The organism is Mesorhizobium sp. M6A.T.Ce.TU.016.01.1.1, assembly GCF_003997065.1.
In the GTDB taxonomy this organism is placed as follows: Bacteria; Pseudomonadota; Alphaproteobacteria; order Rhizobiales; family Rhizobiaceae; genus Mesorhizobium; species Mesorhizobium mediterraneum.
Map to the genome: position 1 here is coordinate 210,762 of NZ_RZTJ01000006.1, position 24,835 is coordinate 235,596.

Sequence of the window (24,835 nt, forward strand, 5' to 3'; positions counted from 1 at the left end):
TTGCTTCAGGCAACGTCCGTTACTTCACGGCGCCAAATGTCAGGCCGCGCACCAGCTGCTTCTGGCTGAACCAGCCCATGATCAGGATCGGCGCGATCGCCAGCGTCGAGGCCGCCGACAGCTTGGCCCAGAACAACCCTTGCGGGCTTGAGAAGGAGCTGATGAAGGCGGTGAGGGGCGCGGCCTCGGTAGTGGTCAGCCGGATCGTCCAGAACGCCTCGTTCCACGCCAGGATGATGTTGAGCAGCATCGTCGAAGCAATGCCCGGCACCGCCATCGGCGTCAGCACATAGACGATCTCGTTCCAGAGCGAGGCGCCGTCCATGCGCGCCGCTTCCAATATCTCGCCGGGGATTTCGCGGAAATAGGTGTAGAGCATCCACACCACGATCGGCAGGTTGATCAACATCAGCATGATCATCAGGCCGATGCGGCTGTCGAGCAATCCGGTATCGCGGAAGATCAGGTAGATCGGGAACAGCACGGCAACCGCCGGCATCATCTTGGTGGAAAGCATCCACATCAGGATGTCCTTGGTCCACTTGCCCGGCGAGAACGCCATCGACCATGCCGCCGGTATGGCGACAAGCAAGGCCAGAATGGTCGAGCCGACCGACAGGAACACCGAGTTGAGGAAGAACTTGAAGTAGCCGCTCTGCGCCTCGACCGCGGTATAGCTCTCCGTGGTTCCCGACGGAAACAGGTTGAAGCCCTGGATGGCCTCCTGCTCCGACTTGAACGAGGTGATGATCGTATACAGGATCGGGAAGAAGACCAGCAGGGCGACGATCCAGGCGGCCGCGGTCGCAATCGTCTTGTGCTGGGTGCTGACTGCACGTGCCATCGTTTCCTCCCTTATTTGTCCAGGTTCTTGCCGACCGCGCGCATGGCGAAGAAGGCGACGATGTTGGCGAGAATGACGGCGAGGATACCGCCGGCGGATGCTTGGCCGATTTTGAACTCCAGCAGCGCCTTCTGGTAGACGAGGAAGGGCAGGTTGGTGGAGGCGTAACCGGGGCCGCCATTGGTGGTGACGAGGATCTCGGCATAGACCGACAGCAGGAAGATCGTCTGGATCAGGATGACGACGGTGATGGCGCGCGACATGTGCGGCAGCGTCAGATAGATGAAGCGGCTGATGAAGCCGGCCCCGTCCATCTCGGCGGCCTCTTTCTGCTCGCCGTCTAACGACTGCAGCGAGGTCAAAAGAATCAATGTCGCAAATGGCAGCCACTGCCAGGCGACGATGATGATGATCGCCAGCATGGGATATTGCCCGAACCAGTCGATCGGCTGCCCGCCGAAGAAGCGCGCAATATCGGCAAAGACGCCGTATTGCGGATGCATGATCATGTTCTTCCAGACCAGCGCTGCCACCGGCGGCATGACGAAGAACGGCGAGATGACGAGGATGCGGACGATGCCCTGTCCCCATATCGGCTGATCGAGCAGGAGGGCCAGCAGGATGCCGCCGATCACCGTGATCAAAAGCACGCTGACCACGAGGACGAGCGTGTTGAGGATCGACTGCAGGAATGCCGGGTTTGAATAGAAGAGCGCGTAGTTCGAGAAGCCGACGAACCCGTCGCGGATCGGGTTGAGCGGGTTGTACTGCTGGAAGGAGAACCACAGGGTGAACGCCAGCGGCACGATCATCCAGACGAACAGCAGCACCACGGATGGCGCCATCATGAAGCGGGCAAGCGAACGGGTCTGCTGAGTAGCCATGACGGTCACCCTTCAAAGGTCAGCCAAATTTTCGAAAGTGTGAAGGTGGCCGCCCGAACTGGGATTCGGGCGGCCCCTTTGCCGGCCATGATAGGCAACCGGCGTTCGGCACCGGGAGGAGCCTACTGGATATAACCGCCCTCGGTCATCGTCGCGGTGGCAGCGTCCTGCGCCTGCTTCAAGGCGTCGTCGACGCTCGTCTGGCCGGCGAGTGCCGCCGAGAACAGCTGGCCGACAGTCGTGCCAAGGCCCTGGAACTCGGGGATGGCGACGAACTGGACGCCGACATAGGGCACCGGCTTGACGGTCGGATGCGTCGGATCGGCGGCGTTGATCGAGTCCAGCGTCATCTTGGCGAAGGGCGCCGCCTTCTGGTATTCGGGGTTGTTGTAGAGTGAAGTGCGCGTTCCGGGCGGAACATTGGCCCAGCCTTCCTTCGATGCGACGAGCTCGGCATAGGCTTTGCTGGTTGCCCAGGAGACGAATTTCTGAGCGGCGTCAGCCTTCTGCGTGCCGGCTGGAATGGCCAGCGACCAGGCCCACAGCCAGTTGCCGCGCTTGCCAAGCCCGTTGTCGGGAGCAAGCGCGTAACCGACCTTGTCTGCGACTGTTGAGTTCTTCGGGTCGGAGACGAAGGACGCGGCGACGGTGGCGTCGATCCACATGCCGCACTTGCCCTGCTGGAACAGCGCCAGGTTTTCGTTGAAGCCGTTCGAAGACGCGCCCTCGGGGCCATTGGCCTTCATCAGGTCGACATAGAACTGCAGCGTGTTCTTCCACTCGGGCTGGTCGAACTGCGGCTTCCAGTTCTCATCGAACCAGCGTGCGCCGAAGGAGTTCGACATGGCGGTCAGGAAGGCCATGTTCTCGCCCCAGCCGGCCTTGCCGCGCAGGCAGACACCGTTCACGCCGCTAGCGCGATCCGTCATCTTGTCGGCGGCTTGCTTGATGAAGTCCCAGGTCGGCGCGTCGGGCATGGTCAGCCCGGCCTTCTCCATCAGGTCCTTGCGGTACATGACGAAGGAGCTTTCGCCGTAGAACGGTGCTGCGTAAAGGGTGCCGTCGACCGACAGGCCGCCGGCGATCGCCGGGATGATGTCCTTGACGTCATAGTCGTCGCCGAGCTTGTCGAGCGGCAGCAGCCAGCTTTGCTTGGCCCAGATCGGAACCTCGTAGGTGCCGATGGTCATCACGTCGTACTGGCCACCCTTGGTGGCGATGTCGGTGGTGACGCGCTCGCGCAGCACGTTCTCCTCGAGCGTGACCCACTGGAGCTGAATGTCGGGGTTCTTGGCGGTGAAGTCGTCGGTCAGCTTCTGCATGCGGACCATATCGCCATTGTTGACAGTGGCGATGGTGATGGATTCGGCATGCGCGGCGAACGCAAAAGCGCTGGCCGACAACAGACCCAGGGTGAGCGTGCGAAGTTTCATCAAATTCCTCCCATAGACCAAGCTGAGCATTTGCCTTGGCTATGGGCAATTACTCACTCTCCGTGAATTATGTCAAGCCGGATTCGTTGCTGCAGCGCAGCACGCAGCCTCGTGCGGGATTCGGTTCCGGACGGTTTGAATAAGCTTGCCGGCGCCCCAGACCTCGGGTTTTCGGCGCGGCGTATCGACCTATTGGCCGGCGATCTCAGCCAGGATCCATTCGCGAAAAGCGCGGATCTTCGGCACGTTGCGCCGCGCCTGGGGATAGACCAGCCAATAGGCATGGCCGTCGTCGCCGACCAGATCGAACGGCTGGATCAGGCGGCCATCGGCAAGCTCGGCGTTGAAAAGCGCGGCCGTCACGATCGCCACGCCCTGCCCGGCGATCGCGGCGTTGGCCTCGTAGGCCTGCGCACCCATGCTGGAGCCGGGGCGCTTGGCCAATTCCTCGACCGGCAGGCCGGCGGCGATAAACCAGTCCCGCCACCAGATGTCGCCGGGGTCTAGGATCGGCAGGCGCAACAGATCGGCAGGCTCCTTCACCCCGCCAATGGACGCCGCGAGTTTCGGGCTCAGCATCGGCGTGAAATCCGCATTGAAAAGCTTGTGCACTTCCACGCCCGGCCAGTTTCCCCCGCCTGAACGGATGGCGATGTCGATATCCTCGCGGGTGAAGTCGACCACGCGGTTCGATGTGTCGAGGCGAACCGCCAGCGACGGGTGCGCGACCTGAAACGAGCCGAGATGCCGCGCCAGCCAATTCGAGGCAAAGGTCAGCAGCGTCGAGACACAGAGCACCCCATCGGCGCCGCTGCGCGCGGCAGCATATGCTCCGCCCAACAGGGCGAACGCCTCGCTGACCGCAGGCGCCATGCGTTGCCCCGCCTCGGTCAGCACGATCTGCCTTGGCCGGCGCAAGAACAGAGGCGCGCCGACGCGCTCCTCCAGGAGCTTGATCTGATAGCTCGCCGCCGCCTGCGTCATGCCAAGCTCGCCGGCGGCCTTGGTGAAGGAAAGATGCCGCGCCACCGCCTCGAACACGCGGATCGCCTGAAGCGGAGGGAGTTGGGAGACCTGCCGTGACTTGAGTTCAGGCATAAGCCCTCCTTATGGGCCGTGATCGACGTTTGATTGGCAGCAAGGCGCCGTGAAGCCGATATTTGTGGTCGACGCATCAATCAGTTCAAGCATAGCGAAGGCTGACGATCATGACCACGATCCAGGAAAAGCTGTTTCTAACGCCAGGCCAAAGCTGGTTTTCGCGGCTGGCGCGCGGGCTTGCACGGCACGCGGCGAGAAAACGGGCCTATCTCGACATCAGGGAACTGCCGTCGCATCTGCAGCGCGACATGGGTTTTCTCGATGGCAACGATCCTTACGGTCGGCACAAATAGCCTTGCTGGACTTATCCCTAATCAACTGGCCGCCAGCAAAGCGGCGGCGGTCCGCTCGTCGGTGATGAGGCCGTTGACCAGCCGCCGGTTTACAGCCGCAAGGATGCCGGGCAGCTTCCGCTCGCCCATGGCGAGCGCGATCACCAGAGACTTTTCGCGCGACGGCAGTGACGCCGAAGACACCCTGTCATTGGTGATGCCCTCGATCATCCGGCCTTCGCGATCGAAGACCCAGCCGACGATCTCGGCGACGCCGCCGGCTTTCTGCAGCGCCTTCAATTCACTTTCCGAAATGAAGCCGTCTTCATAGAGCGGCGCCTTCGGGCCGAGATCGCCGATGCCGATGAACGTGACGTCGGCTTCCGCTGCAAGCGCCAGCGTCGGTTGAATCATCGGTTGGCTGAGCAGCATCTCGCGCTCCTCCGGCGAGGAGGCGATGACCGGCAACGGCATCGGGAAGGAGCGCGCCTTGACCCTGTCGGCCATGGTGAAGATGACGTTGTAGAAGGCGGCCGAGCCGTCGGGCGAGATGTTGCCGGTCAGCGACACGACCTTGTGCTGAGGGCATTCCATCGGCGGCAGCTGCTCGATTGCCGCCTTCAGCGTCCGGCCGGTGCCGATCGCCATGACGATCGGCGTCGGCGACCGCAGCCGCCGTTCAATCTCGGCCGCCGCCGCCTCGGCGACGCCGATGATGGTCGAGGAGGAAGCAGGATCGCTCGGCACCACCTCGACCAGATCGAGCGCGAAGCGCGATTTCAGTCGCGCCGCGAGATCGAGGCAATTGGCGATCGGGTGGTCGACGCGCACCTTGATCAGCCCTTCCGACACCGCCAGCGACACAAGCCGCTGCGCCGTCTGCCGTGAGATGCCGAGCGTCGAGGCGATCTGGTCCTGCGTGTTGCCGGCGACATAATAGAGCCAGCCGGCGCGTGCCGCGTCGTCCAGCCTGTTGCTGCCGCTGTCCTGCCGGGAATTCAACTTGCTGCCTCCCTGCCCCGAGCATCAAGGCGGGGGGCGCTTTACTTTTAAGGGGGAATGCGCTTGTGCGCAATTGCCTATCACCAGAGCAATTGCTTAGGTGAACTGCCCGAGGCGCCTGTGGTGCTTAGAGTGGATGATCGTAGCCAAGCAATTTTTGAAGTCCCGCAATGTCCGTGCAGTCAGGCGCGGCGGTTTATCTCCCGACGCAAACCCTTTAAGGGATTCAGACAAAGGAGCCTCGCATGACGCCGAAAGCGGTTTTCTGGGACATGGACGGCACGCTGGTCGATAGCGAGCCGTTGCACGAGGCGGCGCTGGTGGCGGCGCTGCACAGCGTCGGCATCGCGGCGCCGGCCAACCTGCATGAGCGGGTGCTGGGCATTGCCGCATGGCCGGTCTACGAGATGCTGCGCGACGAGTTCGGCCTCGACCTGCCCTTCGACGACTGGATCGTGCGCAAATACGATCACTATCTGCCGATGGCCGAGACGCTGAAGCCGCGCATCGGCGCGATCGAGATTTTTAACGAGCTGCGCGCGCTTGGCGTGGCGCAGGCGGTGGTGTCCAATTCCGACCGGCTGATCGTCGATGCCAATCTGCGCGCGGTTGGCCTCTTCTATCCTGGCATGAAGACAATCAGCCGCAATGACGTGCACGAGGGCAAGCCGCACGCCGAACCCTTCCTGCGCGCCGCTTGGCTGGCCGGTGTCGATCCGGCCGATGCCGTGGCCGTCGACGACAGCGTGACCGGCGCCACGGCGGGGCTGGCGGCGGGGATGAGGACGATCTTCTGGCCGGAGGCGCCTATGGACGGGCCGCCCGGCGCGATCGTCATCAACAGCGCCGACGAATTGCGGGCGGAGCTGGGGCTTTAAGTATCAGTTCCGGTAAACAGGCTCCTGCTCGTCGAGGATCGCCTTCAATTCAGACAGGTGCCGTTCGGCCTGGCCGGGATAGTCCTCTTGCTCCAGCGCTGCTTTTTCCGCGATTTCATCCGGCAGGACCCGCAGCGGACGGCCGGTCCACAGCGCCTTGATATAGGTCTCGGCGGCGCGCTCGAAATAGAACATGCGGTTGAAGGTGTCGGCGACGGTATCGCCGATGACCAGCACGCCATGGTTGCCCATGACCATCACCTTGACCTTCGGATCGGTAAGCAGCTGCGAGCAGCGTTCGCCCTCCTCCTCGAAGGCGAGTCCGCCATAGTGGCCGTCGACGACGTGGCGGTTGAAGAAGATCGCCGAGTTCTGGTCGATCGGCGGCAGCGTCGAGTCGGCGAGCGAGGCGAGCACCGTGGCGTGGATCGAGTGCACATGCATGACGCAACGCGCATGACGCACATTGCGATGGATGGCGCCGTGCAGGCCCCAGGCCGTCGGGTCGGGCGCATTCGGGCCGGAGAGGGTGTCGGGGTCGTTGGCGTCGATCAGCAGCAGGTCGCTCGCCTTGATGCGCGAGAAATGCACCTGGTTGGGATTCATCAGGAATTGCGAGCCGCCATCGTTGACGGCCAGCGAGAAATGATTGGCCACCGCCTCGTGCATGTTGAGCCGCGCCGTCCAGCGGAAGGCGCAAGCCAGATCGACGCGCTCCTCGTAGAAAGGCAGGTTGGTCAGCATTTCCTTCTGCAGGCGGGCGATGCTCATTGAAAACCTCCGTGAAAGAAACAAGGATGCCGCGCGCCGGCGGGACGCGCAACCGGTTTCGTTTGGTGCAGGCGAGGGCTTTGGCTCACGCCGCAGTGCTTCTGGCGGCGTCGATGCGCAGCCCGCCATTCTCGACGATAAAATCGATCACCTCCTGCAGGCCCTTGCCGCGCGACAGATCGGTAAATCCGAACGGCCGCTTGCCGCGCATGCGGGCGGCATCGCTCTCCATGACGTCTAGATTGACGTTCACATAGGGGGCGAGATCGCTCTTGTTGATGACCAGGAAGTCGGATCGGGTGATCGCCGGTCCGCCCTTACGCGGGATCTCCTCGCCCTGGCAGACCGAGATGACGTAGAGCGTCAGATCGGCGAGGTCGGGGGAAAATGTGGCGGCGAGGTTATCGCCGCCGGATTCGATGAAGACGATGTCGAGATCGGGAAATTTCTTGGTCATCTCGGCGATCGCCTGCAGATTGATCGAGGCGTCCTCGCGGATGGCGGTGTGCGGGCAACCGCCGGTCTCGACGCCGATGATGCGATCCTCGGGCAACGCTTGGAGCCGGGCCAGCATCATGGCGTCTTCCTTGGTGTAGATATCGTTGGTGACGACGGCGATGGAAAACTCGTCGCGCAGTGACTTGCAGAGCTTTTCGGTGAGCGTGGTCTTGCCGGAGCCGACCGGGCCGCCGATGCCGATGCGAAGAGGACCATTGGCTTGGGTCATGCGGAAAACTCCGTGATGGCAAGAATGGCGAAGCCGAGCCCGATCAAAAGGCACAGCGGCGAATAATAGCGGACATCGAACCGCGCGAAAGGCTGTTCCGGCGTCAGCCGGCGCCACCAGGGCGTGAAACCGGCAATGCCGCGCCCGAGGAAGACCAGCGCGATGAGCAGCGCCGTGGCGGCAAGCCCGGTCTTGGGAAAGGGCGTGGCAAACATGCCTTCAAGCGCCATCGGCCACAGCGTCGCCAGGCCGAGGCAGGCAGCAACGGCAAAAGAAGCGAAGGGCGCCGGCATCTCGTCGACGCCGCGAAAGCCTACCACCGCGCGGGCGCAGGAGGCAGCGTCGCTGCCCGGCCAGATCCCGCCAATACCCCAATAGACATGCAGCGTGGTGATCAGCAGCAGGACGATTGAGAGAATGAAGGCAAGTACGATCATGAGCGGAACAGCCGGGAATACTGGGTTTCGTGCTTCATCGCCATGATGTCGGAGACGAAGGCGCAGCCGCCGAGATCGTCAAGCGTCGAATTGGAGGCACGGGACGCCGTTTCCAGCGCCAGCGGCTCAAAGCCGGCGAGCAGCGCGGTGGCGCCGGTCTGGCCGACGACGCCGAGCCGGATCGCCGCCTGGACGAGATTGGAAAAGAAACTCTGCAGGAAGGCCGACAGCGCGTCCTGCAGCGCGATGGCGTTGCCACCGGCAGTTGCGCCGACTGCGACGCAATAGGGGCACTCGGCCCGCAGGCGTTCCAGCACCTGGCAGGGCCAGGCCGAAGCCGCCTTCAGGAAGGCCGCCCCTTGCAGGATGGTTTCAGTGTGGCGCTCGCGCGAGCCGGCCAAGGCCTCGGCGAGTGCGGCGATCTCGTCGAGATCACCGGCTTGCCGCGCGCGCCGCCAGCTTTCAGCAAACAGCACGGCATCGTTCCAGCCCGAGCCCATCTCGACCAGCGTCTCCAGCCATGCGGCGAGGTCTTTGCTGTCGGCAACCAGTCCGTCGTGCACGGCGCGTTCGAGGCCATGGCTGTAGGAAAAGCCGCCGACCGGAAAGGAAGGCGACAGCCACGCCATCAGCCGCAACAAGGCAACGTTGGAAGGCTGGTCAGTCATGATCATTGGTCGTGCGAGTGGCTGTGGGAATGCGATTCACTATGGGCATGGGAATGCGCCTCAGCGTGGCTGTGTGCATGCGCTTCGGCATGGGCATGACCGTGACTGTGCCCAGAATAGGCGCCGCGCACCGGCTTGAACGGTTCGGAGACGTCGCGCACGGTCGCGCCCAGCCCTTCCAGCATCGCCTTGATGACATGATCGCGCAGGATGAGTATGCGTTCCGCCTCGATGGCGGCCGCCAGATGGCGGTTGCCGATATGCCAGGCGAGCTCGGTCAGATGAACATGGCTCAAGGCGCGGATGTCGTAGAGCGGCTCCTCCGCGGCGATGATCTCGACATGGCGGCCATCCTCAAGCACCAGCCGGTCGCGATCGCCCAAAGCAACCGGCTCGGGCAGGTCGACCAGTATCTTGTCGCCGCCTGAAGTCTCGATGGCGCGGCGACGCAGGTGCCGCTCGTCATGGGCAAGCACGGCCCGATCATAGGGCGTGACCGCTCCCGCTTCGCCGGCGGCAAGCACGGAGACGGCACGCGGGAATTTAGTGAAGTCGGTGCGGATATCGAGCTTCATGTAACACCTGCCTTGCAAAAAGCTTAGTCCGTTCCAGGCATCGACCCAATGCCAGCGCATGACCCCGAAATCGAATTCGATTTCGGGAAGGATCATGCGCCAAGTCAAGTTTCTACAGCGTCCTTTGCGCGTCCGAAAGGACGCGCGGGGCTGTAGTCAAACGATCGTGTCGAAGAGCCGCAGGATAAACGATATCTGGTAGACGAGGGCGGCGGCGACAAAGGCGATGTGGAAGCGGCGATCGCGGACAAGCATCGCGATGATGCAAAGCGCGACGAACACCGGCGTGCGGAACAAATATTCAACGCCGAAGCGGGCAAAATGCTCGGGCCCTTTCAGAAGCGTGTCGATCACATCGAGCAAGTAAGTCGCCGCCAGCAGGCCGAAGAACCAGGCACGGCGCGAGTAGAAAAAATCCTCGTAGCTGGTGTAGTCCAGCATCGAGTCCGGAAACAGCAGCGCGCAGAGCAGGAACAGCGTGACCGCGTAGAAGATGATGAACAGGTACTTGCCAAAGGTCCAGGTCTCGATCTGGAACAGGCCGAACTCCCACCACCAGAAATGCACCAGCATCAAGAGCACCGACGCAACCCAGGCCAGATGCACCGAATAGAGCCGGTACTGCCCAGGATGCTGGACAATGCGGGCCACCCCGGACAGCAGCCGCGTGACGCCAAGCCCGATCACCATGCCCAAGATGATGCGGATGTGGGGGAATATGTCGTGGGCGTAAGGGAGTTGCTGGTTCATAAACGCCCAAGGAGGATTCGGTGCAATGGGGCTGTTTAAAGCGTCGCGGTCTAAAGGCTTAATCGCGGATAAGTTGATCCGACGACCAGGGAGCGCCCGGAAAAAAATCGTGGTGGAGTATGTCTCTGATCGAATACGGGCAGTCGACAGGAAAATCACGCTCGTTCAGACCCGTCTCGTCCGCCGTCTTTAGCCTCGCCATCCTGAATTCTCGTCCGAGCTGTTGCCCAGGATAAGCTTTCAGGCTTGGGCTTTCGTCGAGCAGGTTTTCGATCTGATATCGCTGCTCGCGGATTGTCATCAACCATCCGGCTTTACGCTTCTCGGGTTGAAATTGCCATTTGAGGAGGTGCAGTAGCAAGGTGCCCAGCCTGCTTCTGATCTCTCTTTTGTCGCTACGCCCCAAACTCTCGATCTCCTCCGCCAGATTTTCTCGATCGAGGTCGGACAGACGACCTTCGCGCAGCAGCGCGCCTTGTTCGGCGCACCACTGAGCATAGTCGGCCTCGTAGGGCGTCAATTGCTGTTTTCGAAAAATCTTGTTCATCCAGCGTATATTGCTCCAAAGGGTCCAGATTTCCAAGTTGGAAGCAAAAGATGGAGCCGATCAGGCGCTTTTCCGAAGCGTTTTCAGCGCGGCGGTTGACAATCCGTGCGCGGTTTTGGGCGAGCAGTTGACAGAACGCGCGCGCTTTGCCGTCAGAGACATTTGACCAAATTCATGAACTTTGGTGAAGTTGATTGGTTAGAACAAAAAGTACTTTTGTGCCATCGGCAGCACCGTGGCCGGCTCGCAGGTGAGCAATTCACCGTCGGCGCGGACCTCATAGGTTTCAGGGTCGACCTCGACATGCGGGGTGGCGTCGTTGAGCACCATCGAGTGCTTGCCGATGCCGCCGCGGGTGTTCTCGACGGCGACCATCTGCTTGTCGACGCCGAGCCTGCCGCGCAGGCCAGCGTCGAGCGCGGCCCTGGAAACGAAGGTCACCGACGAGTTGGTCATCGCCTTGCCATAGGCGCCGAACATCGGCCGGTAGTGCATCGGCTGCGGCGTCGGGATCGAGGCGTTGGGATCGCCCATCGGGGCGGCGGCTATCATGCCGCCGATCAGCACCATGTCAGGCTTGACGCCGAAGAAGGCCGGGTTCCACAGGACCAGATCGGCGCGCTTGCCGACCGCCACCGAGCCGATCTCTTTGGATAGGCCATGCGCGATGGCCGGGTTGATCGTGTATTTGGCGATGTAGCGGCGGACGCGGAAATTGTCGTTGTTGCCGGTCTCCTGCGGCAGCGAGCCGCGCTGGCGCTTCATCTTGTCGGCGGTCTGCCAGGTGCGGATCGCCACTTCACCGACGCGGCCCATCGCCTGACTGTCGGACGAGATGATCGAGAAGGCGCCGATGTCGTGCAAGATGTCTTCGGCGGCGATGGTCTCCTTGCGGATGCGGCTTTCGGCAAAGGCAATGTCTTCGGGAATCGACGGCGACAGATGATGGCAGACCATCAGCATGTCGAGGTGCTCGGCCAGCGTGTTGACGGTGTAGGGCCGGGTCGGATTGGTCGATGACGGGATGACGTTGGGCAGGCCGCAAACCTTGATGATGTCAGGCGCATGGCCGCCGCCGGCGCCCTCGGTGTGGAAGGCATGGATGGTGCGGCCCTTGATGGCCGCCACCGTGTTCTCGACAAAGCCAGACTCGTTCAGCGTGTCGGTGTGGATCATCACCTGCACGTCGTAATCGTCGGCGACCGACAGGCAGCAGTCGATTGCCGCGGGCGTCGTGCCCCAATCCTCGTGCAGCTTCAGCGAGCAGGCGCCGCCCAGCACCATTTCTTCAAGCGCGGCCGGCAAGGACGCGTTGCCCTTGCCCGACAGGCCGATGTTCATCGGGAAGGCGTCGAAGGACTGGATCATGCGCGCCATGTGCCACGGCCCTGGCGTGCAGGTCGTCGCCAGCGTGCCATGCGCCGGGCCGGTGCCGCCGCCAAGCATGGTGGTGATGCCTGACATCAGCGCCTCCTCGATCTGCTGCGGGCAGATGAAATGGATATGCGCGTCGAAGCCGCCAGCGGTGAGGATCTTGCCCTCGCCGGCGATGATCTCGGTGCCGGGGCCGATGATGATGGTGACGCCGTTTTGCATATCCGGATTGCCGGCCTTGCCGATCGCGGCGATGCGGCCGTCCTTGAGACCGATGTCGGCCTTGAAGATGCCGCCCGACGCATCGACGACCAGCGCATTGGTGATGACGGTGTCGACCGCGCCTTGGGCGCGGGAAACCTGGCTCTGGCCCATGCCGTCGCGGATGACTTTGCCGCCGCCGAATTTCACCTCTTCGCCATGAAGGGTGAGATCCTTTTCGACCTCGATGAACAGCTCGGTATCGGCAAGCCGCACCTTGTCGCCGACGGTCGGGCCGTACATCTGGGCATAGGCGGCGCGGGTGATTCTAGCCATCGGCAATTGCTCCTGAAATGCGGCCCAAAATACAGCCGGTCGAAGCCCGGCCCCACATTGTCGCCATCCTATGGTCACGCAATGACCCGCTGGGCGACACTTTCCGATCCCATTTAACGTTTGAGGTGGCTGGGCCACCCCAAAACGACCGTTTGCCAATCGATGGAAAGGAAGATCCATGCGCAAAACGATACGTCTCGCAGCCGCCGCCACCCTCCTGCTCGCGACCGCTGCCAGCGCCCAGCAACAGCCTGCGCCGCAACCCGGTGAGCCGCCGGCTTCGCCCGCTCCCGCGGCGCCCGGCGCTCAGCCGGAAGTGCCGGCGATTCAGACCGTCAACGTCGTCGACATCGAAGAACTGCCCGAGGAAACGAAGACGAAGGTCAATGAAGTGATCGCCAAGCGCGGCGAGGATGGCCTGCAGAAATTGCGCAGCTCGATCGACGCGACGCCCCAGGTCAAGTCCGCGCTCGAAGCCAAAGGACTCACCTCGGCGCAAGTGATCGCCGCCAGCATGGACACCAATGGCGCGCTGACCTTGATCACCAAGAAAGCGAGCTGACGATGCGCTATGGCGGGCCGGCACAAGGTCGGCCCGCCGCATCGGGGAGGGAACCTTCGCAGGGCAGAACACGTTTCGATTTTTTGGCGTAGAAACGAGCCTCGAAAGAGGCTCTGAGAGCGAGCGATGGCGATCACCACCTTCCCCGACACAAGATGGCTGCATATGATTGCCGCAACTGCGTTTCTCGCGGCGACCGTTCCTCAGGCCGCGCTGAATGCGCAGGGTCTTGAAGGCCCGGACACCGTCAACAGGATCATCGGCTCGGAGGTTGGCCAGGAAGAGACCAACACGGCTGTGGAGGCCGGCAAAGTCGCCACGGCGATCGACCGGACGCGTGAAAACATCGGCGCGGTGCGCAAGACCTCCAAGCTCGACAAGGTCGATATCGTGTTCCTCACCGATGCCGCGCGCACGGAAGGCGGTCCGCCGCCGGAGATCGAGACCAAGGTTAAGGAACATCAGGAAGACATTGCGGAACTGCGCAAGGAGATCGAGGCGAACGCATTGCTGTTCAACGCCATCGACTCGCGACGCGTGCTGACCGAAGACGTTCTCGCCGTGGAATTCGACGATCCCGGAAAGGTCGTCATCTACGCGGCGGCCAAGCCACCCAGCTGAGCCGGAACTGCTCGACGCCTTGGATTTCACAGCGCGCCCATGATCTTCTGCTGAAACCCACAGACTTCACGCTTGCCGCCGAGCGGCACCAGCGTGACGTCGCGCTCCTGGCCGGGCTCGAAGCGCATGGCCGTGCCGGCTGCAATGTCGAGGCGCATGCCCCGCGCCTTGTCGCGATCGAATTTCAACCCCTCATTGGTCTCGAAGAAGTGATAGTGGCTGCCGACCTGGATCGGCCGGTCGCCGCTGTTGGCCACTTTCATCGTGATGGTCGGCTGGCCCTTGTTCAGTTCGATCTCGCCGCCTGCCGTGATGATTTCGCCCGGGATCATCGCCAGCCTCACAAGACGCCGAAGGCGAGGCCGGCACCGACGGCCGCACAGGCGCCGCCGGCGGCGCGCGCAAGGCCTGGGAACCTGATGCCGAGGCCAAGACCGGCAGCGAGGCCGGCGGCATGGAGCAGCGCAGTGGCGACGGCAAAGCCGGCCATATAACCGAGTCCGCTGGCGTTTTCAGGCACTTCGGTGCCATGGGCGTGACCGTGGAACAGCGCAAACAGGCCGATGATGGCGACGCCGGCCGAGACGGGAAGATCGACCGCAAGCGCGACCAGCAGTCCCAGCGCCACGACCGACGCCAGTATGCCCGGTTCGATGAACGGCAACGGCACCTGCAGCATGCCGAGCGCGCCGCCCGCCAGCATGACGCCGACGAATGCGAGCGGCCATGCGACAACCGCCTTGCCGCCCTTGAGGGCCGCCCATAGCCCGACCGCGATCATCACCGTCAGGTGGTCGAGGCCGGAGAGCGGATGCATGAAGCCGGCTGACCAGGACGAGGTCGTGCCGATGCCGACATGGGCATAGGCGGGCATTGCAGCGGCGAGAAGCAGGACCGCCGAGAGGGACGTGCGTTTGATCGTTGCGGGAACCATCGATATGCCTTCCGTTGTCAGGATCGTGCCGTCACGCGGCATCGCGGGCCGGACCGCAGCCCTCGGCTTTGAAGACGCGCTTTGTCGAAGCGGGATATTTCATCAGCATCGCCGCCGGCCGAATCGGGCGCATGGAGAAATTGCCGCCGCAATTCGGGCAGGCGCCGGCCAGCACATTTGCCACGCAATCGGCGCAGAAGGTGCATTCGAAGGTGCAGATCAGCGCGTCCATTGCCTCAGGCGGCAGGTCCTTGTCGCAGCATTCACAGTTGGGTCGCAGCTCAAGCATTTTCCTCTCCTCACCTTATCGGCCTCACCTTATCGGCTCGTGCACGGTGACCAGCTTGGTGCCGTCGGGAAACGTCGCCTCGACCTGGACGTCGTGGATCATCTCGGCGATGCCCTCCATAACCTGCGCGCGGCTGACGACATGGGCGCCGGCCTCCATCAGCTCGGCGACCTGGCGGCCGTCGCGGGCGCCCTCGACGACAAAGTCGGTGATCAGCGCGATCGCCTCCGGGTGATTGAGCTTGACGCCGCGTTCGAGCCGCTTGCGCGCCACGATCGCCGCCATGGCGATGAGCAGCTTGTCCTTTTCCCTTGGCGTCAGGTTCATGCGTTTCCCTAGGATGGCTTAATCAGGAGTGGCGTAATCGGAATCAGAGTGACCATAATTTGGGCAGACCCGCCCGCCCGTTGAGCAATTCGACGAGCGGAACCAGCCGCTTGCGGAGCTGGTAGCCGTCCTCGGCAAACAGCCTCGCAAGAAGCTTGCCAGATTTCTTCACGCTCCAGACACTGGCGTCGCCCTGGCCGCCGATAATGTCCCGGGCCGGATCGAGCAAAGCCTCCACCCGCGGCGAGATCATCAGCACCGTCGCCATTGCTATGGCGCCGCCGGCCACCGCGGAACGGCCCAGAATGGCCGCAATGCCGGGCCCGATGCGGAAATCCTCGGCATGAACAAGCGCTCCGTCCTGACTGACGCGCCAGCGGTCGTGGAAACTGCCGTGCGCCGCGCGTTCGCCCATGGCGAGGCGGCCGAAGACGGTCGCCTCGAGCACCAGCGCCTCGGCACCGGCGGCAAGCTCCAGGTCGAGCCTGCGGGCAAAGGCCGATCGATCGAAGACGATGGTTTCCTGCGGCAGCCAGGCGATGCGACCGCCAGCGCCGACCGTCAGCTTCACCCGCACCTCGGCGCGATCGGATGCGGCACGGTAGATCTTCTCGCAGGCCTGGGTGGTTATGGTGGTGGAGGCGCCGGCGCCGACATCGACCTCCCAGCCAAGGCGGTCGCCGCCGGTCAACCCGCCGGCGGTGTTGATCAAGACGGCCTCGAGCGGATCGGCCGAGACGGCCGGCATGCGGATCTTGGCGGACCCATCCTGATAGAGGCGCCGAAGACGCGTGCGGTCGCCATTCCTGTCGCAGCCAAGCTGCGCCATTCCGGCGACGCGCTGGGCCGGCAGCACCGAGGTCAGGCCATGTTCGATCGTATCCACGGCGCCAACGTTAAGCACAGCGGCGCCTTTGTCGATATATAGCTTGTTGCTTGACAACGTTTCGGTTTCTATAGAGGGAGCCACCTTGGTACTGTCATGCAGCGCCTGACGGGGTAAAAGGCGACGATGACGATTTTGAATCCGGGAAAAAAGGGGCGCTGATCCGTTGGCGTCGAGAAACGACAAGGTTGGGGAAGGAACCGAATGGCTGACCAGCTGGCAACGGACATCATCGCGAAGATCAAGGCTCATGCCGAGCCCGGTGGCGAAGAAATCACCACCACTACCGAACTGACCTCACTTGGCATCCATTCGCTGGAACTGACGGAGATCATCTTCGACCTCGAGGAACAGTATGGCATCGAGATCGAGATGAACACGGTCGACGCCTGGAGCAACCTGAAGAACGTCGGCGACATGGTCGAGGCGGTTCGCGCGCTGATCGCGAAAAAAGCCTGACTGAATGCACAAGCGCGTCGTCATTACCGGCATCGGCGGCCTATGCGGGCTCGGCACCAATGCACCCGCGATCTGGGGCGAGATGCGCGCCGGCCGTTCGGCCATCGGTCCAATCGTCAATTCGGAGCTGCATGACCTGAAAGTCAGGGTCGGCTGCGAAATCAAGACGCTTCCCGATCACGGTATCGACCGCAAGCAGGTCGTGTCGATGGACCGCTTCAGCCTTTTGGCGACGATCGCCGCGCGGGAGGCCGCGCAACAAGCCGGGCTGACCTCGCACGCAGCCAACACCTACAGGATGGGCGCCATCGTCGGCGTCGGCGTCTGCGGCTGGGAGGCGATCGAAGAGAGCTATCGCGCCATCCTGCTCGAAGGCAAGAATCGCACCGGGATCTTCACCGTGCCGAAAGTGATGCCGGGCGCTGCGGCCGGCCATGTCAGCATGGATCTCGGCCTGCGTGGACCGGTCTTCGGCATCACCTCGGCCTGCTCTTCGTCCAATCACGCGATCGCCTCGGCGGTCGACCAGATCAGGCTCGGCCGCGCCGATATCATGGTCGCCGGCGGCACCGATGCGCCGCTGGTCTGGGGCATCCTGAAAGGCTGGGAGGCGCTGCGGGTGCTGGCGCCTGACACGTGCCGGCCATTTTCGGCCGATCGCCAGGGCCTGGTGCTCGGCGAAGGCGCCGGCATGGCGGTTCTGGAAACCTATGAGCATGCGGTGGCGCGCGGCGCCACAATTCTCGCCGAAATTGCCGGGGTCGGCCTTTCCGGCGATGCCTCCGATATCGTCGCGCCGACCATCGAAGGGCCGGAGGCGGCGATGCGCTTCTGCCTCGTCGACGCGGGGCTCAATCCGGAAGACATCGACTATCTCAATGCGCATGGCACCGGCACCAAGGCCAACGACCAGATCGAGACGGCGGCGATCAAGCGCGTCTTCGGCGACCATGCCTACAGACTTTCGATCTCGTCGACCAAATCGATGCACGCCCACTGCCTCGGCGCGTCGGGCGCCCTGGAGCTGATCGCTTGCGTGATGGCGATCCGCGACGGCATCGTGCCGCCGACGGCCAATTTTCGCGAGGCCGACGCCGATTGCGATCTCGACATCACGCCGAATGTGGCGCGCGAGCGCAAGGTGCGCGTTGCGATGAGCAACAGCTTCGCCTTCGGCGGCACCAATGCGGTGCTGGCGGTCAAGGCGGTCTGACCGCAGGCGGCTCACGGCTGGTTGCCCGGACACGGCGAAACTTTTCACCCGTCATATTGATTCGGGCCGCCCGTCACGCTTATTTCTCTGCGACCCGCCCCTCCCGCGTGCGCGCAAAAATCCCCGCCCAGGAGTTTTCGATGACCGACCTGTCCGCCTTTCCGATCGCCGCGCGCTGGCCGGCCAAACATCCCGAACGCATCCAGCTCTATTCGTTCCCGACGCCGAACGGGGTGAAGGTGTCGATCGCGCTGGAGGAACTCGGCCTGCCATACGAGGCGCATGCGGTGAACATCGGCAAGGACGAAAGCTGGACGCCGGAATTCCTGTCGCTGAACCCCAACGGCAAGATACCGGCGATGATCGATCCGGACGGCCCGGGCGGCAAGCCGATCGGGCTTTTCGAATCCGGCGCCATCCTGCTCTATCTCACCGACAAGACCGGCAAGCTGATCCCGGCCGACCCGGTGCGGCGTTACGAAACGATCCAGTGGGTGTTCTTCCAAATGGCCTCGATCGGGCCGATGTTCGGCCAAGTCGGCTTCTTCCACAAATTCGCCGGACGCGAGATCGCCGATAAGCGCCCGCTGGAGCGCTATCGCGACGAGTCGCGGCGGCTGATCGGCGTGCTCGAGACGAGGCTGAAGGACCGCAGTTGGATCATGGACGACGATTACACAATCGCCGATATCTCTATGCTGGGCTGGGTGCGCAATTTGATCGGCTTCTATGAAGCGCGGGAACTTGTCGGCTTCGACGACTTTCCCACTGTTGCGGCATGGCTGGAACGCGGCCTTGCGCGACCGGCCGTGCAAAAGGGCCTCAACATCCCCGCTCGGGGCTGACCGAACCGGCCGGTAGCGCAGAAAGGACGGCTCGGCCTATTTGGTTCTAGCGCCGCCCTTGCCCATGGCTGCCTTTGCCCATGACGGAAGCGGCAAGGGACGCAGCGCCCCGGGCCGCGGCGACAACCGCACCGGCCGCAACATTGGCCGTCGCCTTCACGGTGCGCATTGCGCTGTCTGCCAAGCCGCCATTTGCCGATTTCCTGGGCTCCGATTTCCTGGGCTTGGCGTGTTTTGCCGTGGCCTTGGCAGCGCCCGGCATCACCTTCCTCGGCGCCGCCTTGCCGAAAGTAGGCTTTGCATCCTTGGAGCGGGCGGCGACCGCCGGGCCGGCGCCTGTCTTTGATTCAGTTGCCTTTGATCGAGTCGCCCTGCCCTTGCCGGGCGCAGGCTTTCTTGCCTTGGTTGCCATCGGACAGTTTCCCTTATGTCAGCATCATTGCCGTATCTGACATAACGGTCGGAAAGTCCTAAGGTTCCGGCGGGGCCGTCCTGCGCATCAAGCGTGATCGCCAATCACCAGATCGGCAGGGCGGCGGCGGGCAAGCACGCGGTCGATGTTGGGCATGTCGTTGGAGGCGATCCAGGCGCGGGCATCCTCGTCGGAGCGGCCATGCTCGTGCCATCGCTCAAGCAGACGGCGCTCGAGCTCGGCACGCGGCACATCGACGAAAATAGAGAAATCGAACAGCGGGGCCAGTCGCGACCAGGGTTCTTCGTCAAGCAAGAGATAATTGCCTTCAACCAGGATGAACTTGGTGTCGGCAGCGATGATCGAGGCGGCGGCGCGCGACAATTCCATGCTGCGGTCGAACACCGGAATGGCGATGTCGGGCTCGCCCGCGCGGATGCGCTTCAGCAAGGTTTCGAAGCCGGCAAAGTCAAAAGTTTCCGGAGCGCCCTTTCGCGCGCGCAGGCCGCGCCGCTCAAGCACGACATCGTCGTAATGGAAGCCGTCCATGGGCACGATTTCGGCCGTGCCTTCCGGCAGCAGCTCATGCAGGCGGGTCGACAGCGTCGACTTGCCGGCGCCCGGAGGACCGGCGATGGCGACGACAAAACGCTGCGCCTTGCCGGCGCGCTTGAAGATGGTGGCGGCGAGATGAGCGATCTCGGACATCGGAGCCTTTCTGGCTGGTGTTTTCGATCGCATCTTGGCGATAGTTTGCCGGAATTTCAAATCTGCACTGGTGTTAAAGGCGACCAAGTTGTCGAGGTTGGCGCTAAAGCGATTGCCGCAGGGCACAGCCCAATCAGGCAGGCAGAGGTTGCCCGATCCGCAGGAAATCGCTGTCGAAGGCGACATCCCGCGCCGAACCGTCGGCCGCCGTGAGGCGCATACGCACCTGCGCGGTGGCGATGTCGCGCGGCGGCTCGCCGCCGGCTTCTTGGGGCAAGGCGCCGATGACGTGGCGGAACGAGACGCTGCGACCTTCGCCAAGAGCAAAGGCGGTCGCCACCCCTTCCCGCTTCAGCCAGTTGTCGCCGAGCGATGCGGCATGGCCGAGCGCCGTGCGGCCGTCCTCGATGCCGAGCACGCCGCGATGGCGGCCGCTCCACGGCGCGTAGTCGCGCCCGCCATTGCTGATCCACAGCATGGTGACCGGCAGCTCGGCCGGGTTCTTCAGCACCAGAACGAGATCGGCTTCCGCCTTTCGCGCCAGCGCGGTCCAGCCCGGCCCGCCATGGTCGGCCTCGACCAGCGTGACGAAATCCTCTCGGCTCTGGTCCATGCGATAGTCGGTCAGGTCGAGCGTGCCGCCATCGGCGGCGGGAAAATGCGTCAGGTCTGATGAGCGGGCCGGATAGGCGAAGAGAAAACGGCCACGGGCCGGATCGGGCTCCAACGGGTCGTCCGGCGTTGCCGCAAACCGCTTCGGCGAGAAGGCGAGCTTGCCGCCGTCCTTCATCACCGTCATCGGATGATGGGCGACGGAAATCGCGCCGGAACCGCCGGAAAAGACATGTTCCTGATAGAGAAACGGGTGGTCGTCGCGCAAGGTGAGGATCTTGTCGACCGTCGCGCCCATGACCTTGTGCTGCAACCTGAAGACCGCGCGCCAGCCATCGGCAGTCGCCTCGCTGCCGACGACATCCCACGGGCTGTTGGCCGGCCAGCCATGCAACGGCGCTTCCTCGACATCGCTGCGCGAAAACGGCGCGCAGAGAAAATCGCCGGACAGGCGAACGGTGCCGGCGGGCAGGTCTTGCGGCAGCGTTTCGCGCGGCTCGTCGATCCACGGCGCGCGATGCAGCGGTTTTAGCCGGCGCCCGTCGATATCGACCACTATCTCGGCGAGATGGCCGACGGTGAGATCGACCGACACCGAAATGCCCTTTGCCTTGATCGTGAGCGTATCCATGGCGCACCTGCTGATTCTGTCGGCGCCAGCAAACCCGCTCGATGCCGGTTGCGCAAGCCGCGTGGTCGGCATTTTACGTCAGGCAGCACTGGCGTCGGCGCAGCAGCCAGGCTTACTGCCGCTTGTATTCCCGCACCGGCGACTGGGTGCCGTCGGTGTAGGTTACCTGGACCGACATCGACCTCACGTCGTCGGCGACCTTGAAATAGGGGTGGTAGTCGTAGGGGATGGCGTAGGGATCCTTGGGGTCGCAGGCCGGCATCTTGATCTCTTTGTCGAGCGCCGCGCCGTTCAGGCCGTAATGCACCGCCTTGATGGCGCAACGGTAGGACAGCATATGGCTGAAATAGACCAGGCCGCGGTTGCCGCTGGCGTCGAAGGCGATCCACGACGTCCAGAACTGGTCGAGGATCTGCTTGTTGCCTTGCTGAAGTGCCGCCTCGGGGTCGAAGCGGATGTCGAACGGGCCGGTCTCGCGGCCGCTGACATCGAGATATTTGATCGCGATGCTGCCTGCCGCGGTGCTGTCGGGCAGTTCGAAGCTCGGATTGGGCATCGGCTTGCCGGTGGTCTGGTCGTTGAGCGCCAGGAAGCCGGTCTCGGTGAACGGGCCGCTGTCGCCCATGCGCCATGAAATGCCGGTGGCAGGTTCGGGAATGGAGATGGTCATCGACCAGCCCTGGTTCGAGCGCATCGGCGTCAACGTCGGGGCAAAGCGCTTGGCATCGAGCACGTCGCCAAGCGCCGCCAGCCGGCTGCGGCTGCGGTCCAGCCAGTCGGCAAGCTGGGTCTGGTCGACGAAATATTTGAGCAGCCCGCCATCCTTCTCATAGGACAGGAACTTGGTCAGCGCCGTCGCCTCGCTGCGCTTGTCGGACAGCGCTTGAAAGCCGAGACGATCTTCCGAAAACTCCTGCGACAGCAGGAAATAGGCCGGCGCGAAATCGGGATTGGCGGCGACGAACGCGTTGAGTTTTTGGAGACGCTGCGCATCTTCGAACTGCAAGGCATGGACAAGCTTGATCGACAGCGCCTTGCCCTTGTCGGCCAGTGCGCCGAACACCTCGCGGGCGCCGGCCTTGCCGTCCTGCACCCGCAGCAGAGTGGCGAAGCGCGTGTAGGGGTCGATGGCGTCGACATCGAAGCCGGCGAAGGCGAGGTAGGAGCGCCGGGCATTGAGCATGTCGCCCGACAGTTCGTAGACGCGGGCATTGTGATAAAACTCGTCCGGCCGCTTGGGCTCGGCGATCGCCCCGCCCTGTGCGGCAAGTGCGGCAAAACCCTTGGCGATGGTGTCGATCGAGACGGCGATCTGCTCGGTCGTCGCCTGCAGCTTCTGCGCCTCAGCCTGCTGCTGTTGCTGGCCGGCAGCCACGGTGTCGGCCAGGGCGTCGGTCGACTGCTTGACTGCTTCGACGGTCTTTTGCGTCTGAGCACCCTGCTCGGTCTGCTGCTGCTGGACCGAGGCGATCTCGTCGGTCTTTTGCAAAACCTTGTCGGTCGATTGCTTGACGGTCTCGACCGTCTTTTGCGTCTCGGTGACGGTCTGCTCGATCTTCGCCACCTTGGCCGAGACGATGCCCATCGAGCGCTGCAGCTCGGCCACGGCCGGCACCAGGCCGGCGACCAGCCCGTTCTGGGAATTCGTCTGCTTTTGAACGGCAAAGACGCCGCCAGCGACCGCCGCGGCGGTGCTGGCGAAGACCAGCGCCGGCAGCGCCTTGGCCGCCAGCACCAGCCGCAGCACAATGGCGATGGCGATGATCAGCGCGGCGATCGCGGCGACCAGCGCGATATAGGCGGCGAACGGCGCCAGCGGCGTGAGGATGTCGGAAATGAAGCCGCCGACGAAGGCCACCCCGGTGGCCCATCTGCCGGTGCGGCCAAGAGATGCCCTGATAAGCGACGGCGCAGCGCCGCCCATGCCGATACCGCCCGCCATGCAATCCCCCAATACCCAATGCCGCACTCTTTCTAGCCGGAGCGCGACCGCGTGGGAAGATCAGGACAGGAAGCAGGCGATTGCGCGGCTAGGTCAGCGACGGCGTGGCCGCGAAAATGCGTTTATCCGGGGATAACCCTGGGCAAGACCAGTGTTAACCAAATGGACGGCGCTTTTCGGTTAAGCTAGTTTCCCGTTCGTTTCAGCAACAGTCTACCTCCAGAACAGATCCATCTTGTCCAAACCGCGCCTCTTTCCGCTCATCCAGAAACTTGTCGCGGCGTTTGCGCTGCTGGGGCTCGTCGCCGGCTGCGTGACGACGCCGCCGGAGACCATGCTGGCGGTGCCGGCGGCGCCGCAGAAATATGCGGCAATCGTCATCGATGGCAGCACCGGCAAGACGCTGTTCGAGGTGAATTCGACGGCGCCGCGCTATCCGGCATCGCTGACCAAGATGATGACGCTCTACCTTCTGTTCGAGGCGCTGGACCAGGGCCGCGTCAGCAAGACGACGCTGATCCCGGTGTCGGACAACGCCGCCAGGCAGCCGCCGACCAAGCTGCGCTTCAGGCGCGGCGAGGCGATCGATGTCGAATCGGCGATCCGGGCGATCACCGTCAAATCGGCCAATGACGTGGCGGTCGCCGTCGCCGAATATCTCGGCGGCAGCGAAGACGCGTTCGCCGCGATGATGACGGCCAAAGCGCGCCAGATCGGCATGCGCAGCACCGTCTTCCGCAACGCTTCGGGCCTGCCGGACGGCGTCCAGCAGACGACGGCGCGCGACATGGCGGTGCTCGGCATGGCGCTGCGCGCCCGCTTCCCGCAGCATTTCCACTATTTCTCCGAAAGCGACTTCATGTTCCGGGGCAGGCTGGTGCGCGGCCACAACGACATGCTCGGCCGCGTCCGCGGCGTCAACGGCATCAAAACAGGCTATATCAGAGCCTCAGGCTTCAACATCGTCACCTCTTACGACGCCGACGGCCGCCGGCTCATCCTCGTGGTGATGGGCGCCGACAGCGCGCGCCAGCGCAACGACCATGTCGAGGCGCTGATCCAGCGCAACCTGTCGCCGGCATCGAACATGACGACAAGGTTGCTGTATGCCGAGGAGCAGTGAGGGGGACGCTCGGCGAGGGGCGAGCTCTTGATCGGTGGTTTCAACTTGACAGGTGACGGCAGTTATGCTAGGAATTTATTCATAGTGCTGACTTGCGCCAACGACCCGCCCGCCGAGGCGGGTTTTTCATTTCAGGCTTCGGCGCCATTCTTCATAGGTCCGACAAAACCGCAGGTTAGCCAGCCTTCGAGCTTGCTTCTCGCACCTTCGAGGAAAATGGCAGGCTCCAGATCGTGGGCCTCCGCGGAATGAGCAATCCGAAAAATGCGTTATTCCGAGTTCGCAGCCCTGCCGCCTGCCACTTGCCCGTTGAAGCCCGCGCCTGCTTCCGCTAAGAAGCCGTGGCTGGCCGGTTCACCGGCTGGTTCGTTTTCCGGATCACCGATCCTGAAAGCACCCGTAGCTCAGCTGGATAGAGCGCTGCCCTCCGAAGGCAGAGGTCACAGGTTCGAATCCTGTCGGGTGCGCCAA

General features: G+C 63.3%; 30 protein-coding genes and 1 tRNA gene. 10 read left to right on the forward strand and 21 right to left on the reverse strand.

Translation table 11 applies throughout. The annotated features are described in order from the left end of the window. Nucleotides 1-19 precede the first annotated feature (19 nt). From EOC94_RS14705 to gcvA, 4 genes are all read right to left on the reverse strand, one after another. Complete coding sequence (locus tag EOC94_RS14705) at nt 20-844, reverse strand: carbohydrate ABC transporter permease (RefSeq protein WP_095484590.1); 825 nt, start codon at nt 842-844, stop codon at nt 20-22. An 11-nt stretch (nt 845-855) separates the two neighbouring features. Next, the gene (locus EOC94_RS14710) at nt 856-1,728 is read right to left on the reverse strand and encodes a sugar ABC transporter permease (protein ID WP_126104098.1); all 873 of its coding nucleotides are present in this window, start codon (nt 1,726-1,728) and stop codon (nt 856-858) included. Nucleotides 1,729-1,850: 122 nt separating this feature from the next. Next, entirely contained in the window at nt 1,851-3,161 is a 1,311-nt protein-coding gene (locus tag EOC94_RS14715) for a sugar ABC transporter substrate-binding protein (protein ID WP_095484592.1), read from the reverse strand. Nucleotides 3,162-3,350: 189 nt separating this feature from the next. Further along, the gene (gene gcvA, locus EOC94_RS14720) at nt 3,351-4,259 is read right to left on the reverse strand and encodes a transcriptional regulator GcvA (protein ID WP_095484593.1); all 909 of its coding nucleotides are present in this window, start codon (nt 4,257-4,259) and stop codon (nt 3,351-3,353) included. Between the two features lie 110 nt (nt 4,260-4,369). On the opposite strand from gcvA, the gene EOC94_RS14725 reads away from it, so the two are divergent. Then, the gene (locus tag EOC94_RS14725; protein ID WP_095484594.1) at nt 4,370-4,555 is read left to right on the forward strand and encodes a hypothetical protein; all 186 of its coding nucleotides are present in this window, start codon (nt 4,370-4,372) and stop codon (nt 4,553-4,555) included. Between the two features lie 21 nt (nt 4,556-4,576). Here the strand turns inward: EOC94_RS14725 and EOC94_RS14730 are convergent, their stop codons facing one another. Then, complete coding sequence (locus EOC94_RS14730; RefSeq protein ID WP_095484595.1) at nt 4,577-5,536, reverse strand: sugar-binding transcriptional regulator; 960 nt, start codon at nt 5,534-5,536, stop codon at nt 4,577-4,579. 245 nt (nt 5,537-5,781) lie between these two features. On the opposite strand from EOC94_RS14730, the gene EOC94_RS14735 reads away from it, so the two are divergent. Beyond that, nucleotides 5,782-6,414 carry an HAD family phosphatase gene (locus tag EOC94_RS14735; protein ID WP_095484596.1) on the forward strand — a complete coding sequence of 211 codons (633 nt, stop codon included), beginning with the start codon at nt 5,782-5,784 and terminating at the stop codon, nt 6,412-6,414. A 3-nt stretch (nt 6,415-6,417) separates the two neighbouring features. Here EOC94_RS14735 and EOC94_RS14740 read toward each other — a convergent pair whose 3' ends face one another. The 8 genes from EOC94_RS14740 to ureC form a co-directional block, all read right to left on the reverse strand. Next, a complete protein-coding gene (locus EOC94_RS14740) occupies nt 6,418-7,185 on the reverse strand; it encodes a class II aldolase and adducin N-terminal domain-containing protein (protein ID WP_127291303.1) in 768 nt (255 codons plus the stop codon). An 85-nt stretch (nt 7,186-7,270) separates the two neighbouring features. Then, nucleotides 7,271-7,912, reverse strand: a complete 642-nt coding sequence (gene ureG / locus EOC94_RS14745) for an urease accessory protein UreG (RefSeq protein WP_127291306.1) — start codon at nt 7,910-7,912, stop codon at nt 7,271-7,273. Then, nucleotides 7,909-8,349: a DUF3995 domain-containing protein gene (locus EOC94_RS14750; RefSeq protein ID WP_127291309.1), complete on the reverse strand. Its 441-nt coding sequence runs from the start codon at nt 8,347-8,349 to the stop codon at nt 7,909-7,911. The genes ureG and EOC94_RS14750 overlap by 4 nt, the downstream gene beginning before the upstream one ends. After that, nucleotides 8,346-9,017 carry an urease accessory protein UreF gene (locus tag EOC94_RS14755; RefSeq protein ID WP_127291312.1) on the reverse strand — a complete coding sequence of 224 codons (672 nt, stop codon included), beginning with the start codon at nt 9,015-9,017 and terminating at the stop codon, nt 8,346-8,348. The genes EOC94_RS14750 and EOC94_RS14755 overlap by 4 nt, the downstream gene beginning before the upstream one ends. 2 nt (nt 9,018-9,019) lie before the next feature. Continuing rightward, nucleotides 9,020-9,592: an urease accessory protein UreE gene (locus EOC94_RS14760; RefSeq protein ID WP_127291494.1), complete on the reverse strand. Its 573-nt coding sequence runs from the start codon at nt 9,590-9,592 to the stop codon at nt 9,020-9,022. 156 nt (nt 9,593-9,748) lie between these two features. Further along, on the reverse strand, nt 9,749-10,342 hold the full coding sequence (locus EOC94_RS14765) for a hypothetical protein (RefSeq protein WP_127291315.1): 594 nt from the start codon (nt 10,340-10,342) through the stop codon (nt 9,749-9,751). Between the two features lie 58 nt (nt 10,343-10,400). Beyond that, nucleotides 10,401-10,889, reverse strand: a complete 489-nt coding sequence (locus tag EOC94_RS14770; RefSeq protein ID WP_127291318.1) for a DUF29 domain-containing protein — start codon at nt 10,887-10,889, stop codon at nt 10,401-10,403. A 198-nt stretch (nt 10,890-11,087) separates the two neighbouring features. Continuing rightward, on the reverse strand, nt 11,088-12,800 hold the full coding sequence (gene ureC, locus EOC94_RS14775) for an urease subunit alpha (RefSeq protein ID WP_127291321.1): 1,713 nt from the start codon (nt 12,798-12,800) through the stop codon (nt 11,088-11,090). 178 nt (nt 12,801-12,978) lie between these two features. Here ureC and EOC94_RS14780 point away from each other — a divergent pair, with 178 nt between their 5' ends. Together EOC94_RS14780 and EOC94_RS14785 are read left to right on the forward strand one after the other, a co-directional pair. Then, the gene (locus tag EOC94_RS14780; RefSeq protein WP_095484604.1) at nt 12,979-13,362 is read left to right on the forward strand and encodes a hypothetical protein; all 384 of its coding nucleotides are present in this window, start codon (nt 12,979-12,981) and stop codon (nt 13,360-13,362) included. A gap of 126 nt (nt 13,363-13,488) precedes the next feature. Then, nucleotides 13,489-13,983 (forward strand): hypothetical protein, encoded by a 495-nt coding sequence (locus EOC94_RS14785; RefSeq protein WP_126104106.1) that lies wholly within the window; start codon nt 13,489-13,491, stop codon nt 13,981-13,983. Nucleotides 13,984-14,009: 26 nt separating this feature from the next. Here EOC94_RS14785 and EOC94_RS14790 read toward each other — a convergent pair whose 3' ends face one another. From EOC94_RS14790 to EOC94_RS14810, 5 genes are read right to left on the reverse strand one after another with little or no spacing between them, the layout of a single operon-like run. Next, the gene (locus EOC94_RS14790) at nt 14,010-14,315 is read right to left on the reverse strand and encodes an urease subunit beta (protein ID WP_127291324.1); all 306 of its coding nucleotides are present in this window, start codon (nt 14,313-14,315) and stop codon (nt 14,010-14,012) included. 8 nt (nt 14,316-14,323) lie between these two features. Next, nucleotides 14,324-14,917, reverse strand: coding sequence for a HupE/UreJ family protein (locus EOC94_RS14795; protein ID WP_127291327.1), 594 nt, complete (start codon nt 14,915-14,917; stop codon nt 14,324-14,326). A gap of 31 nt (nt 14,918-14,948) precedes the next feature. Beyond that, nucleotides 14,949-15,206, reverse strand: a complete 258-nt coding sequence (locus tag EOC94_RS14800; protein ID WP_095484606.1) for a DUF1272 domain-containing protein — start codon at nt 15,204-15,206, stop codon at nt 14,949-14,951. A 24-nt stretch (nt 15,207-15,230) separates the two neighbouring features. After that, nucleotides 15,231-15,533 carry an urease subunit gamma gene (locus EOC94_RS14805; RefSeq protein WP_095484607.1) on the reverse strand — a complete coding sequence of 101 codons (303 nt, stop codon included), beginning with the start codon at nt 15,531-15,533 and terminating at the stop codon, nt 15,231-15,233. A 43-nt stretch (nt 15,534-15,576) separates the two neighbouring features. Next, complete coding sequence (locus EOC94_RS14810; protein WP_185928240.1) at nt 15,577-16,419, reverse strand: urease accessory protein UreD; 843 nt, start codon at nt 16,417-16,419, stop codon at nt 15,577-15,579. Between the two features lie 204 nt (nt 16,420-16,623). On the opposite strand from EOC94_RS14810, the gene EOC94_RS14815 reads away from it, so the two are divergent. The 4 genes from EOC94_RS14815 (at nt 16,624) to EOC94_RS34090 (ending at nt 19,388) form a co-directional block, all read left to right on the forward strand. Beyond that, complete coding sequence (locus tag EOC94_RS14815) at nt 16,624-16,878, forward strand: acyl carrier protein (RefSeq protein ID WP_126104109.1); 255 nt, start codon at nt 16,624-16,626, stop codon at nt 16,876-16,878. A gap of 4 nt (nt 16,879-16,882) precedes the next feature. Beyond that, a complete protein-coding gene (locus EOC94_RS14820; protein WP_127291330.1) occupies nt 16,883-18,091 on the forward strand; it encodes a beta-ketoacyl-[acyl-carrier-protein] synthase family protein in 1,209 nt (402 codons plus the stop codon). Between the two features lie 140 nt (nt 18,092-18,231). Continuing rightward, nucleotides 18,232-18,936, forward strand: a complete 705-nt coding sequence (locus EOC94_RS14825) for a glutathione S-transferase N-terminal domain-containing protein (protein WP_127291333.1) — start codon at nt 18,232-18,234, stop codon at nt 18,934-18,936. Between the two features lie 143 nt (nt 18,937-19,079). After that, a complete protein-coding gene (locus tag EOC94_RS34090) occupies nt 19,080-19,388 on the forward strand; it encodes a hypothetical protein (protein WP_164547066.1) in 309 nt (102 codons plus the stop codon). Between the two features lie 47 nt (nt 19,389-19,435). Here EOC94_RS34090 and EOC94_RS14835 read toward each other — a convergent pair whose 3' ends face one another. From EOC94_RS14835 to EOC94_RS14845, 3 genes are all read right to left on the reverse strand, one after another. Beyond that, a complete protein-coding gene (locus tag EOC94_RS14835) occupies nt 19,436-20,056 on the reverse strand; it encodes a nucleoside triphosphate hydrolase (RefSeq protein WP_126104113.1) in 621 nt (206 codons plus the stop codon). Nucleotides 20,057-20,189: 133 nt separating this feature from the next. Then, the gene (locus EOC94_RS14840) at nt 20,190-21,299 is read right to left on the reverse strand and encodes a hypothetical protein (protein WP_127291336.1); all 1,110 of its coding nucleotides are present in this window, start codon (nt 21,297-21,299) and stop codon (nt 20,190-20,192) included. A gap of 112 nt (nt 21,300-21,411) precedes the next feature. Continuing rightward, on the reverse strand, nt 21,412-23,241 hold the full coding sequence (locus tag EOC94_RS14845) for a methyl-accepting chemotaxis protein (protein WP_127291338.1): 1,830 nt from the start codon (nt 23,239-23,241) through the stop codon (nt 21,412-21,414). Between the two features lie 235 nt (nt 23,242-23,476). On the opposite strand from EOC94_RS14845, the gene EOC94_RS14850 reads away from it, so the two are divergent. After that, nucleotides 23,477-24,364, forward strand: a complete 888-nt coding sequence (locus tag EOC94_RS14850) for a D-alanyl-D-alanine carboxypeptidase family protein (RefSeq protein ID WP_127291341.1) — start codon at nt 23,477-23,479, stop codon at nt 24,362-24,364. Between the two features lie 393 nt (nt 24,365-24,757). Then, nucleotides 24,758-24,834 (forward strand) — tRNA-Arg (locus tag EOC94_RS14855). Nucleotide 24,835 lies beyond the last annotated feature (1 nt).